Annotated in this window: 20 protein-coding genes and 1 tRNA gene; 8 read left to right on the forward strand and 13 right to left on the reverse strand. The window is 72.3% G+C overall.

Annotated elements, in window-relative coordinates; genetic code table 11:
* Positions 1-66 precede the first annotated feature (66 nt).
* Positions 67-534 (forward strand): hypothetical protein, encoded by a 468-nt coding sequence (locus GE115_RS03070; RefSeq protein WP_153683263.1) that lies wholly within the window; start codon positions 67-69, stop codon positions 532-534.
* Here GE115_RS03070 and prfB read toward each other — a convergent pair.
* Entirely contained in the window at positions 503-1612 is a 1110-nt protein-coding gene (prfB, locus tag GE115_RS03075; RefSeq protein WP_153683264.1) for a peptide chain release factor 2, read from the reverse strand. The genes GE115_RS03070 and prfB overlap by 32 nt on opposite strands.
* Positions 1613-1652: 40 nt before the next feature.
* Between prfB and GE115_RS03080 the strand changes: the two genes are divergently transcribed.
* Positions 1653-2960, forward strand: coding sequence for an MFS transporter (locus GE115_RS03080; RefSeq protein WP_153683265.1), 1308 nt, complete (start codon positions 1653-1655; stop codon positions 2958-2960).
* Positions 2961-2963: 3 nt separating this feature from the next.
* Here GE115_RS03080 and GE115_RS03085 read toward each other — a convergent pair whose 3' ends face one another.
* From GE115_RS03085 to GE115_RS03130, 10 genes are all read right to left on the reverse strand, one after another.
* Positions 2964-3569: a hypothetical protein gene (locus GE115_RS03085; protein ID WP_153683266.1), complete on the reverse strand. Its 606-nt coding sequence runs from the start codon at positions 3567-3569 to the stop codon at positions 2964-2966.
* Positions 3570-3673: 104 nt separating this feature from the next.
* The gene (locus GE115_RS03090) at positions 3674-3817 is read right to left on the reverse strand and encodes a hypothetical protein (RefSeq protein WP_153683267.1); all 144 of its coding nucleotides are present in this window, start codon (positions 3815-3817) and stop codon (positions 3674-3676) included.
* A 99-nt stretch (positions 3818-3916) separates the two neighbouring features.
* A complete protein-coding gene (locus GE115_RS03095) occupies positions 3917-4321 on the reverse strand; it encodes a PPOX class F420-dependent oxidoreductase (protein ID WP_153683268.1) in 405 nt (134 codons plus the stop codon).
* Positions 4322-4415: 94 nt separating this feature from the next.
* A complete protein-coding gene (locus GE115_RS03100; protein ID WP_312854847.1) occupies positions 4416-4886 on the reverse strand; it encodes a pilus assembly protein TadG-related protein in 471 nt (156 codons plus the stop codon).
* Entirely contained in the window at positions 4883-5428 is a 546-nt protein-coding gene (locus GE115_RS03105) for a hypothetical protein (RefSeq protein ID WP_246190469.1), read from the reverse strand. Before GE115_RS03105 ends, GE115_RS03100 begins: the two co-directional genes overlap by 4 nt.
* Complete coding sequence (locus GE115_RS03110; protein ID WP_281350785.1) at positions 5403-5843, reverse strand: TadE/TadG family type IV pilus assembly protein; 441 nt, start codon at positions 5841-5843, stop codon at positions 5403-5405. The genes GE115_RS03105 and GE115_RS03110 overlap by 26 nt, the downstream gene beginning before the upstream one ends.
* The gene (locus GE115_RS03115) at positions 5840-6040 is read right to left on the reverse strand and encodes a hypothetical protein (protein ID WP_153683269.1); all 201 of its coding nucleotides are present in this window, start codon (positions 6038-6040) and stop codon (positions 5840-5842) included. Before GE115_RS03115 ends, GE115_RS03110 begins: the two co-directional genes overlap by 4 nt.
* 51 nt (positions 6041-6091) lie before the next feature.
* Entirely contained in the window at positions 6092-7027 is a 936-nt protein-coding gene (locus GE115_RS03120; RefSeq protein WP_312854848.1) for a type II secretion system F family protein, read from the reverse strand.
* Positions 7024-7884: a type II secretion system F family protein gene (locus GE115_RS03125; RefSeq protein WP_153683270.1), complete on the reverse strand. Its 861-nt coding sequence runs from the start codon at positions 7882-7884 to the stop codon at positions 7024-7026. The genes GE115_RS03120 and GE115_RS03125 overlap by 4 nt, the downstream gene beginning before the upstream one ends.
* Positions 7881-9104 carry a TadA family conjugal transfer-associated ATPase gene (locus GE115_RS03130; protein ID WP_153683271.1) on the reverse strand — a complete coding sequence of 408 codons (1224 nt, stop codon included), beginning with the start codon at positions 9102-9104 and terminating at the stop codon, positions 7881-7883. The genes GE115_RS03125 and GE115_RS03130 overlap by 4 nt, the downstream gene beginning before the upstream one ends.
* Positions 9105-9217: 113 nt before the next feature.
* On the opposite strand from GE115_RS03130, the gene GE115_RS03135 reads away from it, so the two are divergent.
* From GE115_RS03135 to GE115_RS03155, 5 genes are all read left to right on the forward strand, one after another.
* The gene (locus GE115_RS03135) at positions 9218-9664 is read left to right on the forward strand and encodes a PadR family transcriptional regulator (protein WP_246190470.1); all 447 of its coding nucleotides are present in this window, start codon (positions 9218-9220) and stop codon (positions 9662-9664) included.
* Positions 9661-10614: a permease prefix domain 1-containing protein gene (locus GE115_RS03140; protein WP_153683272.1), complete on the forward strand. Its 954-nt coding sequence runs from the start codon at positions 9661-9663 to the stop codon at positions 10612-10614. Before GE115_RS03135 ends, GE115_RS03140 begins: the two co-directional genes overlap by 4 nt.
* Positions 10615-10744: 130 nt before the next feature.
* Positions 10745-12070, forward strand: a complete 1326-nt coding sequence (locus GE115_RS03145) for an acyltransferase family protein (RefSeq protein ID WP_153683273.1) — start codon at positions 10745-10747, stop codon at positions 12068-12070.
* 15 nt (positions 12071-12085) lie between these two features.
* Positions 12086-12167, forward strand: a tRNA-Leu gene (locus GE115_RS03150).
* A gap of 13 nt (positions 12168-12180) precedes the next feature.
* The gene (locus GE115_RS03155) at positions 12181-12996 is read left to right on the forward strand and encodes a sulfite exporter TauE/SafE family protein (RefSeq protein WP_153683274.1); all 816 of its coding nucleotides are present in this window, start codon (positions 12181-12183) and stop codon (positions 12994-12996) included.
* 24 nt (positions 12997-13020) lie between these two features.
* Here GE115_RS03155 and GE115_RS03160 read toward each other — a convergent pair whose 3' ends face one another.
* A complete protein-coding gene (locus GE115_RS03160; protein ID WP_153683275.1) occupies positions 13021-13680 on the reverse strand; it encodes an HAAS signaling domain-containing protein in 660 nt (219 codons plus the stop codon).
* A complete protein-coding gene (locus GE115_RS03165) occupies positions 13677-14009 on the reverse strand; it encodes a PadR family transcriptional regulator (protein ID WP_153683276.1) in 333 nt (110 codons plus the stop codon). The genes GE115_RS03160 and GE115_RS03165 overlap by 4 nt, the downstream gene beginning before the upstream one ends.
* A gap of 435 nt (positions 14010-14444) precedes the next feature.
* Here GE115_RS03165 and GE115_RS03170 point away from each other — a divergent pair.
* The coding region (locus tag GE115_RS03170; protein WP_172979656.1) for a sigma-70 family RNA polymerase sigma factor at positions 14445-15356 on the forward strand (912 nt) is incomplete at its 3' end.

Raw genomic sequence — 15356 nt, forward strand, 5'->3', positions numbered from 1 at the left:
TCGCGCGATCCCGAACTCGACGCCGACGTTCACGCCGCGTTCACGGCGGCGCGCCATGCTGCCCCCATGATCGCCGTGTCGCTGCCCGCCGCGTCCGCCGCACCGCCCTCCCGCCGCCCGCCCTCGGTCGTCGCCGGACTCGGATGGCTCCTGCTCGGCCTCGGCGGCGCGACGCTCGTGAACGCGGTGTTCGTCTGGTGGACCTACGGCGCAGCGGATGCTGTGACGCGCACCCTCATCGTCAGCGGGCCGAACGCGTCGGGTGCGCAGTGGATCTGGCTCGTCGCCCTGCTGACGGCGCTGCTCGCGCTCGTGAACGGAGGAGGCATCCGCGGCCGTCTCGTCGTGCCGCTCGTCGTGCTCCTCGCGGTGAACCCGATCACGGAGTTCGCCGCCCTGAACGAGGTGGCGGGCACCTGGGACGAACCGATCGGGTACGGCATCGGCCAGGCGTGCGCGATGATCATCGCCGGAGCGCTGACCGTGGCGGCGCCGCGTCCGTCTAGTCGTCGTCTTTCCGCTTGCGCCACTTGATGCCGGCCGCGATGAGGCCGTCGAGGTCGCCGTCGAAGACGGATGCGGGGTTGCCGACCTCGTAGCCGGTGCGCAGATCTTTGACGAGCTGCTGCCCGTAGAGGAAGTACGAGCGCATCTGGTCGCCCCAGCTCGCGGTGATGGTGCCCGCGAGTTCCTTCTTCTTCGCGGCCTCCTCCTCGCGCTTGAGTAGCAGCAGTCGCGTCTGCAGGACGCGCATGGCGGCCGCGCGGTTCTGGATCTGCGACTTCTCGTTCTGCATCGAGACGACGAGGCCGGTCGGGAGGTGGGTGATGCGCACGGCCGAGTCGGTCGTGTTGACCGACTGCCCGCCGGGGCCCGACGAGCGGAAGACATCGACGCGGATGTCGCCCTCGGGGATCTCGACCTCCACCGCCTCCTCCATGATCGGGATGACCTCGACCGCGGCGAAGCTCGTCTGTCGCTTGTCGGCCGAGCCGAACGGGCTGATGCGCGCGAGACGGTGGGTGCCGGCCTCGACCGAGAGGGTGCCGTACGCGTAGGGCACGTCGACCTCGAAGGTCGCCGACTTGATGCCGGCGCCCTCGGCGTAGGAGGTGTCCATGACCTTGACGGGGTACTTGTGCCGCTCGGCCCAGCGCAGGTACATGCGCATGAGCATCTCGGCGAAGTCGGTCGCGTCGTCGCCGCCGGCGCCCGAGCGGATCGTGACGACCGCACCGCGCGGGTCGTACTCGCCGTCGAGCAGGGTCTGCACCTCGAGCTGGCCGACGACGCCCTCGAGCGCGGCCAGCTCCTGGCGGGCCTCCTCTTCGGCGTCGGCGTCGTCCATCTCGGCGGCGAGCTCGACGAGCACGTCGAGGTCGTCGATGCGCTGCTCGACCTCGGAGACGCGCTTGAGCTCGGCCTGGCGGTGACTGAGCGCGCTGGTGACCTTCTGCGCGGCGGCCGGGTCGTCCCACAGGTCGGGGGCGCCCGCCTCTTCGGAGAGCCGGGCGATATCGGCCTCGAGGGCGTCGACGTCGACGACGGCACGGATGTCGCGGAAGGTGGAGCGCAGGGCCTGGAGCGCCTGCGTGAAGTCTTGATCCAACATGTCCCGACCAGCCTAGTCGTGCGGTGTAGCGTCGAACGCGATGAGCACCACCGAGCAGTCCCCGTTCTCGTGGCGCTCGATCATCCTCCCGGTCTACCTGCCGACCCTCGTCTTCTCGCTCGGCGAGGGCGCGATGGTGCCCGTCATCCCTCTGGTCGCGACCGAGCGCGGGGCATCCCTCGCGGTCGCCGGCCTCGTCGCGGCGATGCTCATGGTCGGCGAGCTCATGGGCGACCTCCCGGCCGGATGGCTCGTCGCACGCATCGGCGAGCGGCCCGCGATGATCGGCGCCGCGATGCTCGCGGTCATCGGCGTGCTGTTCGCGCTCGGCGTGCCCGAGGTGTGGGCGCTCGGCGTCGGTGTGTTCCTGCTCGGCCTCGCGACGGCCGTGTTCGGGTTGGCCAGGCATGCCTTCCTCACGAGTTACGTGCCCGTGCGCACCCGCGCGCGGGCGCTGTCGACCCTCGGCGGCGTCTTCCGCGCGGGCTGGGCCGTCGGACCGTTCGTTGCGGCGGCGACCATCGCGTGGACGGGCTCGAGCGAGCTCGTGTTCTGGATCCTCGTCGTCGCGTGCTTCGCCGTCGTCGGCGTGCTGCTGTTGCTGCCCGACCCCGAGCGGGTGTTCGGCGCGGCGCGGCTCGCGCGCGAGGCATCCGCCGCTCCCCCGCCCATCGATCCGGCGACGGATGCCTCCGCCGCCCGGCGCGACCCCGACACCCCCGCGCCGCCCGCGGCCGGGCCCTCGGCGAGCGTCTTCCGGGCGATCCGCGAGCACCGCGGCGTGCTGGCGCGCATCGGCACCGGCGTGGGCCTGCTTGCCGCGCTGCGCGCGAGCCGCACCGTGATGCTGCCGCTGTGGTCGGTGTCGATCGGCATGCCGGCCGAGCAGGCGGCTATCGTCATCGGGGTCTCGGGCGCGATCGATTTCGCCCTGTTCTACGCGAGCGGCCAGATCATGGACCGGTTCGGGCGCCTCTGGAGCGCCATCCCGGGCATGCTCGGCATGTCGGTCGCCCACATCGCCCTCGCGTTCACGCACGACCTGCCCGAGGCGGCGCTGTGGTTCGCGGTGCTCGCGGTCGTGCTCGGGCTCGCGAACGGCGTGACGAGCGGCATCATCATGACGCTCGGCGCCGACCTCGCGCCGAAGGCGAACCCGGCGCCGTTCCTCGGCGCGTTCCGGACGATCGGCGACACCGGCGGCGCGGGCGCACCGCTCGCGATCGCGGCGGTGACCTCGGTCGTCTCGATCATGGCCGCGAACGTGGTCGTCGGCGTGCTCGGCCTCGTCGGCGCCGCGATGCTGTGGCGCTGGGTGCCGAGGTACGTGCCGCACCGGCGGCGGTGACGGCTACTCGCCCGAAGGGCGCGCCGGCTGGTCGGTGACGGCGACGACCTCGAGGCCGGCGAGCGCGTCGTGCACGCCGGCCTTGGTCTTGCCGCACGCGTCGCGCGGGTAATGCACCGGGATCAGCGAGCCATCGGATGCCTCGAGCCAGAGGGGCGGCACGAGTTCCATGTCGGCGGTGCAGGCGATGTCGGCGGGCACCGCGTCGTCGGGTTCGGCGAGCGCGGCGAGCAGGGGGGCGAGGTCGCCTTCGAAGCGTTCGACCTGGATCACGGGACCGCCCTCGGTGGCGTCGTCCTCGGTGGACGGGCCGGACTCGAAGCTGCACCGCAGCGCCGCGACCGGCTCGAACCCCTCTGGGACTCGACCCGGCTCTGGGATCGACGGGTCGGGCGTCTCGGACTCCTCAGGCAGCATCCACGTTCCCTCGGTGCGGCAGTCGATCGCCGTGGTGGGCACCGCGTCGGGCCCGTCGGGCGCGGGCGAGGCCGGGAACAGGCTCGCACACCCCGCGAGGGCGATGGCGGCGAGCACGCCGAGCGCCGACGTGCGCGCCGCGTGCGCCGCGCCTGCCCTGCGCTTCGAGGGAATCCTGCGCCTGCTCGCCATGGCGGCTCCGTTCCACCCCGGGTCCCCTGGCGAGACCCCTCTTCAGCTGCAACGTACACGGAACCGGGAACGTTGGGCAGCGCCGCGTTCGGGGGCCGCGCGGCTCACTCGTAGGTCGCCAGCGGCGAGGGGTACGGCGATCGCACCTTCAGGCAGCGGGCGCACTCGTGGTACGCCTCGGTCTCGGGTTCGTGGCGCAGCACCCACTTGTGCATGCCGAAGCGGCAGCGCAGTGGTCGAGCAGCCATGGCGACTCCTCCCATCGGGCCGGGTCGGCGCCAAACTACCCCGCCGCGCGCCGCACGGATACCGCCGAGTGCCGAACGGCCCACCGCCGCGCGCCGCGCTCAGTGCGTGTTGACCTTCTCGATGCGCATGACGAGCACGACGCGGTCGACCTTGTCGGCGGGCGCCTCCTGGTCGGCGTTGCCGTAGCGCTTGCCGAGGCGCACGTAGAACTCGCCCTCGGGGTCGGGGATGACCTCGGTCAGGGTGCCGCGCACCTCGACGTAGTGGAACGGGCTCTCGGGGTCGAGCACCGCCAGGGTCATCGCCGGGTTCTGCTGGAGATTCCGGTACTTGCCGCGGTACGTCGTGTGCGTGAAGCGCAGCTGGTCGCCGAATCGCTCGAACCACATGGGGTTGATCTGCAGTTCGCCGTTCGGGCGGAACGTGCCGAGCATGCCGTAGTTCGGCGGGTCGAGGAGGCGGGTCGCGTCGTGGGTGAGGGTCACGGTGCTCGTGTCGGTCATCACTCCAGTCAAGCGGATGTCCCGGGCGAATGCAGGTCGGCCCGGCGGCGGGTCGACCGGGGTGGGCGTGCAGCCCGGCACCTCGGCCGGACGCTCAGTGGAACACCGATCGTGCCGTCGAGGTCACCTCGATCGGCACCGCGATGGGCAGGAGGTCGTTCGCGATCGGCACCCGCCAGGTCGCTCGTAACGTGACGGTCGCGCTCCGGCCGTCACCGCTCGCGGCTGCGACCAGCTCGACGCCCTCGAGGCCCGTCTCGGCGTCGGCCAGGTACTCGGCGACCGACTGCCGCACGGCCTCGTCGTCGAGCTCGAACGCGACCGCGTCGCCGTCGACGCGGATCGAGTCGAGCGACCACGCCTCGGAGCCGGCGAGCGCGGCGCCGTCGGCGAGGGTGAACAGGCGCTTGCGATCGAGGTAGAGCGAGGTCGACGCGGTGACGACGATGATGAGCACGATCGCGAGGACGCTGAGGAAGACGACGAGCGGGAGCGTCGAGCCCGTGTCGACGTTGAGTCGATGCCGCACGCGGCGAGCGCCCTCGCGAACCCATCCGCTGATCACGGGCCGACCCCCGCGAACCGCGATACGGTCTGGGTCGCCGTGCCCGAGACCTGCACACTGCCGAACCGGTCGAGGCCGAGGAAGCTCGGGAACAGGGGCAGCACCACCGTCGCATCGACTTCGACCCGAACTCGCGCGCCCGGTTCGGAGCATCCACCGGCGGGTTCACAGGTCAGTTCGACCGACGTCGCCTCCGGCGCGATCCCGTAGTCGGCGAGCGAGATCCGCACCGAGCGCTCCACGGCCGAGCGCACGTCTCGAGCGTCTTCGCTCAGCACCGCCACTCGCGCGGCATGGCGCGCGGCTCCCTCGACGGCGAGCGCGCCGCCCTGAATGGCCGCGATCGCCATCACGAGGTAGACGAGGGGCACGAGGAGCAGGATGCCGACGGTCAGGAACTCGAGCGAAGCCGAACCCCGTTCATCGCCGCCGCCCGCGCCGAGCCGGTCGACGCTGATCCGGTCGACGCTGATCCGGTCGACGCTGATCCGGACGACGCGGAGCCGGTCGACACGATCAGTCCAGCGTCTCGACGGCGGCATGGCCCGTCACCTCCAGCGCCTGTTCCGGTCCGAGCAGGCCGAGCACCGGCAGCGTCGCACGCACGGTCATCGCCACGACCGGCACGTCGCCGACCGAGGTCCTCGTCGCCGAGACATCCTGCGCGAACGACGACGCGAGCGCCGCGTCGATGAGGTCGCGGGTCCGCTGCACGCCGTCGGCCTCGCTCGCGCCGGCGAGCGAGGCGTACCTGGCCCCCTCGGCGGCGGCGTCGAGCAGCGTGTTCCGCACGTGCAGGGCGAGCGCCAATTGCAGCACGGCCAGCAGCAGCGCCATCAGCAGTACGACCACGAGCGAGAACTCGGCGACGGCGGAGCCGCGCTCGTCAGCGAGTCGGGCGAAGCGGGCGAGTCGGGCGAAGCGGGCGAAGCGGGCGAAGCGGACGAAACCGCTCAGAAGTCGATGACGCGATTCATCGCGCTCTCGAACACGCCCGCGAGCGCGTCGCCGGCGAGGCCCCAGATCAGGATGACGAGGCCCGCCGTCATGAGCGTGATCAGCACCCAACCGGGTACGTCGCCGCGTTCGTCGCGCAGACGATCGCGGAGGACGGGCCGGCCGAGCAGGTGCGTCAGGAGGTTCGGTCGTGACATGTGGATTCCCTTCGATAGGTCGGAGTACCGGTCGAAATCGCAGTCGGGGCATCAGAAACCCGTCTGCAGCACGAGGTAGCCGGGGAAGAGCGCGAACGCGACCGTCACCGGCAGGATCAGGAAGATGAGGGGCACGAGCATCGCGATCTCCTTGCGACCGGCGAGCTCGATGATCGTGCGCTTGGCCTCTTCACGCGCATCGCCGGCCTGCGCGCCGAGCACGGACGCCAGGGGCGCGCCGCGTTCGAGCGCGCCGAGCACCTGGTCGAGTGCGCGCGACAGGGCGGGATGGGCGAGTCCGTCGCGGAGTTCGGCCAGCGCCGACGAGAGCGGCACGCCCGTGCCCACCGCGGCGGCCACCCGCGCGAACTCGCCCGGCAGTTCGCCCGAGCCGCGCCCGAGCCGCCGGATCGCATCGAGGATGCCCTCACCCGCGGTCAGGCTGAGTGTCAGCATCTCGAGCACGGTCGGCAGCTCCGCCGAGATCCGCGCGAGGCGACGGCGCGCCGCGCGCTGCAGCATCCAGTCGCAGGCCAGCGCACCGAGCGCGGCGGCGAGCACCGGCGCACTCAGCCGCACGATCATCGGCATCGTCTGGAACGACGGCGAGAGCCAGGCGAGCACGGATGCCACCGCGAACGCGGCGGCGGCCCAGGCGAGCTGCTCGCCGCGCCAGCGCTCGACGGTCTTCGGCGAGCCGGCCTGCCGCAGGCGGCGGGCGATCACCTCGTTGCCTCCGAGCACCTGCCATGCGAGGTCGCGCGCGCGGCGCGCGGACGGCAGCACGAGGAGGCCGAGCACCGGCGACGGGTCGGAGGCCTTGCGTTCGAGCGACTCGCGTGCCTGCTCCGAGATGTCGGCGATGTAGGGGGCGACCCGCTCCATGAGGCGCGGGCGGCCGATGCGCGGCGTGGCCGCAACCACGAGCCAGAGGCCGAGGCCGAGCATGGCACCCGCGACGACCGCGAGCGCTGCGAGGTCGCTCACGTGAACCACCGCCGCTCCTCGGGGATGCGGCCGAGCGCGATCATCGAGCGGTACGCGACGACCGTGACGGCGAGTCCGACGAGCAGCAACGCCGTGCCGACGGGCGTGTCGTAGGCGCCGATCGTCTCGGGCTTCGTCGCGAGCAGCAGGAGCAGCAGCCATGGCGCGGCGACGCCGAGCCGCGCGGCGTTGCGGATCCACGACTGGCGCGAGCGCACCTCGGCGCGCAGCGCCGCGTCTTCGCGCAGGTACCCCGAGAGGCTGCGCAGCACGTGGGTCACCTCGCTGCCGCCCACCTCCCTCGCCATGCGCAGGGTCTCGAGGATGCGATCGGCCACGGGGTCGGCGAGTCGGTCCTTCAGCCGGTCGAGTGCCGGCCCGAACGCGCCCGTGCGACGGTAGTCGGCGTCGAAGGCGGCGAACGGCTCGCGCGTGGCGGCCGGGCCGAGCGTGCCGAGGGCGCCGATCGCGTCGGGCAGGGACATGCCCGAGCGCACCGCGGCGACGAGGTGGTCGACGACCTCGGGCCAGGCCGCCCGGTTGCCCGCCCGGCGACGCACCGCTCGCGAATGAACGGCGGCGGGCACGGCGCCGAGTCCGAGTGCCCCGGCGACGCCGGTGAGCACGAGCAGCCCGAAGACGGCCTGGGCCACCGCCGCGGCGACGAGCGCCAGCACGACCATGACGGCCAGGATCGCCGGGACAGGAACCGAGCCGAGGCCCGCGAGACGCAGTTCGTCGCGGACGACCTGCCTCGAGCCGCCGCGGGACGGCGTCGCGGCGCGCGCCGGCCAGAGCAGCGGCGAGAGCGCGAGCAGGAGGCCGAGCCCGAGGGTCGCGCCGAGGGCGAGGCTCATGCGGCGAGCACGATCTCTGGGTCGAATCCGGCTGCGCGCAGCTTCTCGAGCCGCCGCGGCCTCGCGTCGGTCGCGGCCAGCACGCCGTCGCGACGCACGAACACCGGTTCGGCCTCGACCGCGCCGTCGGTCACGCGGCCCGTCGTCACGAGGATCTCGTCGACCCGTCGCACGCCCTGGCGGTCGATCGACAGGTGCACGACGAGGTCGATGCAGCTCGCGACGGTCGGAACGACGAACCCGGCGTCGATGTTGCGACCGGCCAGCAGCGGCAGGGTGCACAGCTTGACGAGAGCGTCGTGCGCCGAGTTCGCGTGGATGGTGCACATGCCGGGAAGGCCCGAGTTCAGCGCGATCAGCAGGTCGAGGCTCTCGGCCTCGCGAACCTCGCCGACGAGCAGCCGGTCGGGCCGCATGCGCAGGGACTCCTTGATCAGGCGCCGCAGCGTGATCTCGCCGGTGCCCTCGAGGCTCGGCTGCCGGCACTGCATCTGCACGAGGTCGCGCACGTCGAGGTCGAGCTCGAACGTCTCCTCGACCGTGACGACCCGCTCGCCGGTGCGGGCGTTCGACATGAGGGCGTTCAGCATCGTCGTCTTGCCGGTGTGCGTGCCGCCCGAGACGAGCACGTTCGCCCCCGCGAGCACGCCCATGCGCAGGAATTCGGACGCCTCCCGCGAAAGCGCCCCGAGCTCGACGAGCTGCGGCAGGGTGCGGATGCGTCGCTGGAACCGGCGGATGTTCACCGACCAGTGCGATCTCGTGACGTCGGGGATCACCACGTGGAGCCGGGATCCGTCGGGCAGCGAGGCATCCACGAAGGGCGAGCTGAGGTCGACGCGGCGACCCGAATGCTGCAGCATCCGCTCGACCAGCTCTCGAATCTCCTGATCGCCGAGCACGACGGTCGTGAGCTGGGCGACGCCGTTGCGCGCGATGAACACCCGGGTCGGCCCGTTGATCCAGATCTCCTCGATGCCGGGGTCGTCGAAGAAGGGCTGCAGCGGGCCGTAGCCGGTGAGTTCGGCGACGACGTCGCGCTCGGTGCCGAGCTCGTCGTGCAGGCCGTCGTGGGCGCCGCCGAGCGCGAGTTCGTTGTAGCGGCGCACCTCTTCGCGGGCGTATCGCGTCGCCAGCGACTCGTCACGGCCGAGATCGACGCCCTCGCGCAGCACGCGCGTGCGGACCCGCTCGGCGATGCTGCGCACGGGATCGGACATGTCCCAATCTTGCTGACGGCCGGTCGGCGGGTCCCGAATCTCTCCACAGGCGGCGAGCGACATCGATCACCGACCGCTTCACATCTAGTACTTGATCTGTTACAGTACTTCTCATGATCCACAACATGGATGCCGCGTCCACCGGCGGCTCGCCTGGCGCAGGTTTACCCGGCGCAGGCTCACCCGACGACGGCTCCCCCGGCGCCGCCTTCGCCGCCGACCTCCTCCGCGGCCACACCGACACGATCGTGCTCGGCGTGCTGCGCCGGCACGACAGCTACGGTTTCGAGATCCACAAGCTGATCCGCGAGGCCACCGGCGGGGCATCCGAGATCAAGGAGGCGACGCTCTACGCGAGCTACCGCCGCCTCGTTCGCGACGGCCTCGCCGAGGCGTACTGGGGCGACGAGTCCCAGGGCGGCCGCCGCAAGTACTACCGCATCACCGATGCGGGCCGTTCCGCGTTCACGCAGAACGTCGCCGCCTGGGTCACGACCCGCGGCATCATCGACTCCCTCCTGGGCACCGAGCCCGGCAGCACGAAAGGCTCCAAGCGATGACCACCGACCAGCCCGCCCGCCGCGGCGGCGACATCCACCGGCTCCTCGACGAGGCGTTCGCCGGCCGCACCCTCACGCCCGACCTGCAGGACCTGAAGGAGGAGCTGCGCGACAGCCTGCTCTCGCGGTCGGCCGAGCTCGAGCAGGCTGGCGTATCGCCGGCCGTCGCGGCGCGTCGCGCGTTCGACGAACTCGGCGACGTGGGCGAGATCCTCGACGATGCGGATGCCTCGGGCCACGCGGCATCCGCCTCGCCGAACCCGAACCCGAACCGCACGACGGTCGCCGAACCCGCCCACATCGCGGTCGCCCGCCACCGCGTGCGCCCGAAGCCCGCCTTCGTGGTGCGCACCGTGCTGCTCTCGATCGCCGCGCTGGCGGCGCTCGCCACCATGCTCATCGGCCTCACGCCGCTGCTCGGCCTCGAGACGTGGGTGCTCATCGCCCTCGCCGTGCTGTTCGGTGCGCTGCTCGGCGTCGTGACCGGCGACGCGCTGCGCCAGGAGACCACGACGAACCATCCGATGCCCGCCACTCGCGCGTGGACGTTCGGCGCCGCGACCGGCGTGCTGCTCGCCGCCCTCACCGCCGCCCCCGTCGTGTTCCTGCGACTCGACCCCGCCTGGCTCACCGTGCCCGCGCTCGCCGGCATCGCGGCCATCGCCGTACTCAGCTACCTCGGCGCCACCCAGACCAACCGGCACAAGCCGTGGGTGCTGCGCCACCAGCAGGCGACGACCCCCGCGAACCGGTTCGAGGAGGACCCGGCCGTCGCCGCGCGCTTCGGCATCTACACCGTCGTCATCTGGATCGTCGCCCTCATCGCCGTGCCGATCGTCGGCTTCACCGCCGGCTGGTGGTGGGCGCTGCTGCCATTGCTCGGCGGGCTCGCGGTCATGATGCTCGTGCTCGCGCGCATGCTGTTCGGGCACGGCCGCGACGCCGACTGAACCGCCTCCGCGCGCGGCCCGCGGCATCCGTCACCGCATCGCGGGCGACGGATGCCGCGGGCTGCGGAGGTACACTCGTGGCGCCCTACCCCACCGGATGCCACGGCTCCGGCCCCTCCCCTGGAGCAGCATGACCCAGCCCAGCCGCAGCGCCGGCAGCGCCTGCCCCGACGCGGCAGCAGCAGCCGCGAAGCTCGCCCGGCGCGACCTCGTCGTCGACCTCGCTCGGGTGTGCTGCGTGCTCCTCGTCGTCGTGATCCACGTGCTGATGATCGGCGTCGGGCTCGATGCATCCGGTGCCGTCGTCGTCTCGCGACCGCTCGAGGCGCAGCCGTGGTTCGCCGCGGCGACCTGGTTCGGGCAGATCATGCCGCTGTTCTTCGCGCTCGGCGGCTTCACGGCGCTCACCTCGTGGCGGAGCCTCCAGCGGCACGGCGGCGACGCGTGGGACTTCGTGCGCGCCCGCACGATGCGGCTGGCCGCGCCCGCCCTGCCTGTCTTCGTGCTCTTCGCCGCCGTGCTCGGCGGCGCGACCCTCGCCGGCGTCGACCCGGCACTCGTCGACACCATCGCGACCGGGGCGGGTTCGCCGCTCTGGTTCTTCGCCGCGTACCTGCTGGTGCAGTGCCTCGTGCCCGTCGCCGTTCGGGCCCACGCCCGCGCGAAGTGGCTCGCCCTCGGCGGGTTGGCCGCCGGCGCGGTCGCCGTCGATGCGGCCCGCATCGCCACCGGCATCGACGAACTCGGGCTCGTGAACCTCGTCTTCGTCTGGGGCTTCGCCCAGCAGCTGGGCTTCTGGTATGCCGACGGGTGGTTCCGCCGACGCACGGCGCCGCAGCTCGTCGCCCTCGCGGCTGTCGCGTACCTGCTCGTCCGGTTCGGCGTCGACGCGGGCTGGTACTCCCCCGACATGCTCGTCAACCTGAACCCGCCGACGGTGCCGCTCGCGCTGCTGGGTATCGCCCAGGTGGCCCTGTTGACCCTGCTGGCGCCGCTCCTGCGCGCCCTCATGCAGCGGCGGGCCGCGCAGGCCGCCGTCTTCGCGGTCGGCAGCCGCACGATGACGATCTACCTGTGGCACCTGCCGGTCATCGTGGCGGTCGCCGGGCTCACGCTGCTGATCCCGGGTGCGGCGCCCGAACCGGCGAGTGCGGGCTGGTGGTGGAGCCGCCCGCTGGTCTTCGTCGTGGTGCTCGCGATCGTGTGGGCCGTCTCGCTGCCGCTGCGGCGCTTCGAGCAGGTCTCGGTCGCGATCCCCGAGGGACGACGACGTCCGGGCGCGCTCGCCGTCGCCGCCGCGGCGGTGCTCGCGTTCGTGCCGCCCTTCCTCGTCATGCAGCTCTTCCTCGACCTGCCGATCGCCCTCGTGGGCGTCGTGTTGCTCGCCGCTGCGCTCGTGCTCGAGCGCCCACGCTCGCGCTCCACGGCGCGCTCCTCCTCGAACGCTCGCGCCTAGACTGAAGCGGCACCCGCGGGAGTGGTGAAACCGGTAGACACGCAGGATTTAGGTTCCTGTGCCTTCGGGCGTGAGGGTTCGAGTCCCTCCTTCCGCACGGAACACGCTTCATGACTCATACCGATCCCACCGCCGCACGGCGGCACCCCCGCGCCCACTGGCTGGCGCTCGTGGGCATCGGCCTCGCGGCCGGATACCTCTCGGGCCTGTTCGGCGTCGGCGGCGGCACCGTGGTCGTGCCGCTCCTGCTGCTGCTCGGTGTCGACCAGCGCGTCGCCGCGGGCACGTCGGTCGCGGCCATCCTGCCCTCGGCGATCGTCGGCTCGATCGGCTACTCCCTCTCGGGAGACGTCGACTGGATCGCCGGGCTGCTCCTCGCCGTCGGCATCGTCGTCGGGGCGCAGGTCGGTACGTGGCTGCTCGCCCGACTGCCCCGCGAACCGCTGTTCTGGGCGTTTCTCGGCTTCCTCGGTGTGGTCGTCGTGAGCCTCTGGATCGTCGTGCCGCAGCGCGACGACACCATCGAACTCGACCTCGCCGCGGGCCTCGCGCTCATTGCAACCGGCGTGGTCACCGGCATCCTCTCGGGGCTGTTCGGCGTCGGCGGCGGCATCATCACGACGCCGGCGCTCATGTTCGTGTTCGGGGCGAGCGACCTCGTCGCCAAGGGCACGTCGCTGCTCATGATGGTGCCCGGCTCGATCTCGGCGACCTTCGGCAACCTGCGCCGGCGCAACGTCGACCTGCGCATCGGCGCCATCGTCGGCCTCGCCGCGTGCGCGGCGTCGCCCCTCGGAGTGCTCACCTCGCACGCCATCACGCCGTTCTGGTCGAACGTCGGGTTCTCGGTGTTCCTGCTCGCGATCTCGGTGCAGCTGGCCGTTCGACGCATCCGGTCGTATCGCGCGAAGCGCGTCGGGGCGTAGACCGCGCCGTCGGGCTCCACCGCTTCAACGCGAGCGCAGGCCTCGCACGAGCAGCCAGATGCCGACCGCGACCATGACGAACGGCAGCGTGGCCAGGCTCGTCCAGAGTTGGAACGACCACGGCATCACCGGGGCACTGAACCCGGGGTCGACTGCGGCCTGGTTCGCCTGGTCGATCCACGACCCGATCGCCTGGAACATCGCGACGACCGCGACCAGGCCCACCGGCACGAGCGTCGCCGTCCACTTCTCCCAGCGGCGCCAGGCGGCCGACATCCACATCAGCACGAGGCCGACGATCCAGCCGACGAGCGGCACGATGAATCCGCCGAACGCGACGAGCAGCGCCGTGATGACGACGAACCAGCCGCGGCTGACCACCGCCGACCCGGCGTCGGTCGCCGCGGACGCGGCCGGCTCGGGCGCGGCCGGCTCGACCCGCGTCGGGCGTTCGGATGCCACGCGCGCCTCGAGCCCGGCCCGCGTCTCTGCCGCGATGTGCGCCGGATCGCCGAGCTGCTCGATGCGCGCCGCGGCGGCCGCGGGGTCGAGCCCGTCGAGATCGCCCGCGACCCCGTCGAGCACGTCGCGCCGGAGCGCATCGGGCACGCCCGCGAGCGCGTCGTCGAGCTCGCGGAGGTAGCCGCGGACCACCTGGGGCCGGGGGCGGGCGTGGTCGGTCATTCGGGTTCCCTTCCGAGCAGGTCGTCGACGGTGCGGCTGAACTCGGCCCACTGCCCGCGGAACGCGGCGAGCTCACGGCGACCGGCATCCGTCAGTCGGTAGTACTTGCGGGTCGGACCGGTTTCGGACTCGCGCTCGAACGCCTCCACGAGGCCGCGGGAGCGGAGCCGCGCGAGCAGCGGGTAGAGCGTCCCGATGCTCGCCACCAGGCCGTGCTCGCCGAGCGTCTCGGCCAGCTCCCATCCGTATCGGGCACGCTCGCGCAGCAGGCCGAGCACGCACTGCTCGGCCACGCCGCGGCGCAGCTGCGCGGTCGGATCGGTCACCATGCGGAGACACTATCTTGTGACGCAAGATAGCGGAAGTGCCAGCGCGGGGCAGCAGCGTGGCAGCGCAGCGACCCTCGAGCCCGACCGGATGCGCGCACGCGACGACACCGCCCCGAAGGGTGCGGTGTCGCCGGTTGCGAATGCCGCCGCGCGAGTTCTCGACGGGGCCGCCGACGTCTTCGTCGACGCCTCGGATCCCCCGCGCGGCGGGGTGGAACACTGGAAAGCTCCTCCATGAACATACCCCCTCGGCAGGGCGGCGTCATGTCCCCCGAATGACGAACTTCGCCCCGAGATGAGCGAATCCCCGACTTTCGCGTCATGATCTTCGGAGGCGGTCGTCTGCTCCGATGGGCCACCGCTTCCGCTCCGCCCACCCCGCCCTGCCCATCCCGTGCCGCCCGACACCACCTGACCCGCCCTGGAGAATCCCCGATGCGCGCCGTCTCCGACCTGTCCGACGCGGACCTCGTCAACCGCACCCGGTCCGGTGACTCCGATGCGTACGGAGAGCTCTGGCGGCGCCACGCCGGCGCCGGGCGAACCGTGGCCCGATCCTTCAGCACGCTCGACCCCGACGACCTCGTCGCCGAGTCCTACACCCGGATCTTCGATTCGATCCGGCGCGGCGGTGGGCCGACGGGCGCGTTCCGGCCGTACCTGTTCACGACCATCCGAAACACGGCCGCGTCGTGGGGCCGGCGCAACCGCGAGACGACGCTCGACACCCTCGAGTCGTTCGAGGCCGAGCACACGAGCGAGTCGGCGACCATCGAGGCGCTCGACAAGAGCCTGACGACCCAGGCGTTCCGCTCGCTGCCGACCCGGTGGCAGGAGGTGCTCTGGTACACCGAGGTCGAGCAGATGACGCCCGCCCAGGTCGCGCCGCTCGTGGGCATGAGTGCCAACAGCACCGCGGCGCTCGCGTATCGCGCCCGCGAGGGCCTGCGGCAGGCGTGGATCACGGCGCACCTGCGCGGCGCGGAGGACCCCGAGTGCCGGTGGGCGATCGACCGCCTCGGCTCGTACACGCGCAACAAGCTCGGCACCCGCGACACCGCCAAGGTCGACGCGCACCTCGACGGCTGCCCCAAGTGCACGATCGTCGCCGCCGAGGCCCGCGAGGTCGGCTCGCGCCTGGCGCTCGTGCTGCTCCCCCTCGTCGCGGGAACGGCGGGCGCGACCTCGTACGCGGCCTGGCTCCAGCAGGGCGCGCCCGGCGCGGAACTCGCGCTCGGCGCCGCGGGCGCAGCGGGCGCGGCAGGCGCGGCAGGCGTTGCCGGTGCGACCGGCGCTCCGATGCCCGTGACCATCACCGGCAGCGCGAGCGCCTCGGGCACCGCCGCG

This window comes from Agromyces agglutinans, from assembly GCF_009647605.1.
Classification (GTDB): domain Bacteria; phylum Actinomycetota; class Actinomycetes; order Actinomycetales; family Microbacteriaceae; genus Agromyces; species Agromyces agglutinans.

Excerpts from the sequence above, each read along its gene's own strand:
- GE115_RS03070 (WP_153683263.1), top strand. The coding sequence starts at position 67 with ATGATCGCCGTGTCGCTGCCCGCCGCGTCCGCCGCACCGCCCTCCCGC.
- GE115_RS03140 (WP_153683272.1), top strand. The coding sequence starts at position 9,661 with ATGACCACCGACCAGCCCGCCCGCCGCGGCGGCGACATCCACCGGCTC.
- GE115_RS03095 (WP_153683268.1), bottom strand. The coding sequence starts at position 4,321 with ATGACCGACACGAGCACCGTGACCCTCACCCACGACGCGACCCGCCTC.
- GE115_RS03155 (WP_153683274.1), top strand. The coding sequence starts at position 12,181 with ATGACTCATACCGATCCCACCGCCGCACGGCGGCACCCCCGCGCCCAC.
- GE115_RS03165 (WP_153683276.1), bottom strand. The coding sequence starts at position 14,009 with ATGGTGACCGATCCGACCGCGCAGCTGCGCCGCGGCGTGGCCGAGCAG.
- GE115_RS03160 (WP_153683275.1), bottom strand. The coding sequence starts at position 13,680 with ATGACCGACCACGCCCGCCCCCGGCCCCAGGTGGTCCGCGGCTACCTC.
- GE115_RS03115 (WP_153683269.1), bottom strand. The coding sequence starts at position 6,040 with ATGTCACGACCGAACCTCCTGACGCACCTGCTCGGCCGGCCCGTCCTC.
- GE115_RS03090 (WP_153683267.1), bottom strand. The coding sequence starts at position 3,817 with ATGGCTGCTCGACCACTGCGCTGCCGCTTCGGCATGCACAAGTGGGTG.
- GE115_RS03105 (WP_246190469.1), bottom strand. The coding sequence starts at position 5,428 with ATGCCGCCGTCGAGACGCTGGACTGATCGTGTCGACCGGCTCCGCGTC.
- GE115_RS03135 (WP_246190470.1), top strand. The coding sequence starts at position 9,218 with ATGATCCACAACATGGATGCCGCGTCCACCGGCGGCTCGCCTGGCGCA.
- prfB (WP_153683264.1), bottom strand. The coding sequence starts at position 1,612 with ATGTTGGATCAAGACTTCACGCAGGCGCTCCAGGCCCTGCGCTCCACC.
- GE115_RS03145 (WP_153683273.1), top strand. The coding sequence starts at position 10,745 with ATGACCCAGCCCAGCCGCAGCGCCGGCAGCGCCTGCCCCGACGCGGCA.
- GE115_RS03125 (WP_153683270.1), bottom strand. The coding sequence starts at position 7,884 with ATGAGCCTCGCCCTCGGCGCGACCCTCGGGCTCGGCCTCCTGCTCGCG.
- GE115_RS03130 (WP_153683271.1), bottom strand. The coding sequence starts at position 9,104 with ATGTCCGATCCCGTGCGCAGCATCGCCGAGCGGGTCCGCACGCGCGTG.
- GE115_RS03085 (WP_153683266.1), bottom strand. The coding sequence starts at position 3,569 with ATGGCGAGCAGGCGCAGGATTCCCTCGAAGCGCAGGGCAGGCGCGGCG.
- GE115_RS03080 (WP_153683265.1), top strand. The coding sequence starts at position 1,653 with ATGAGCACCACCGAGCAGTCCCCGTTCTCGTGGCGCTCGATCATCCTC.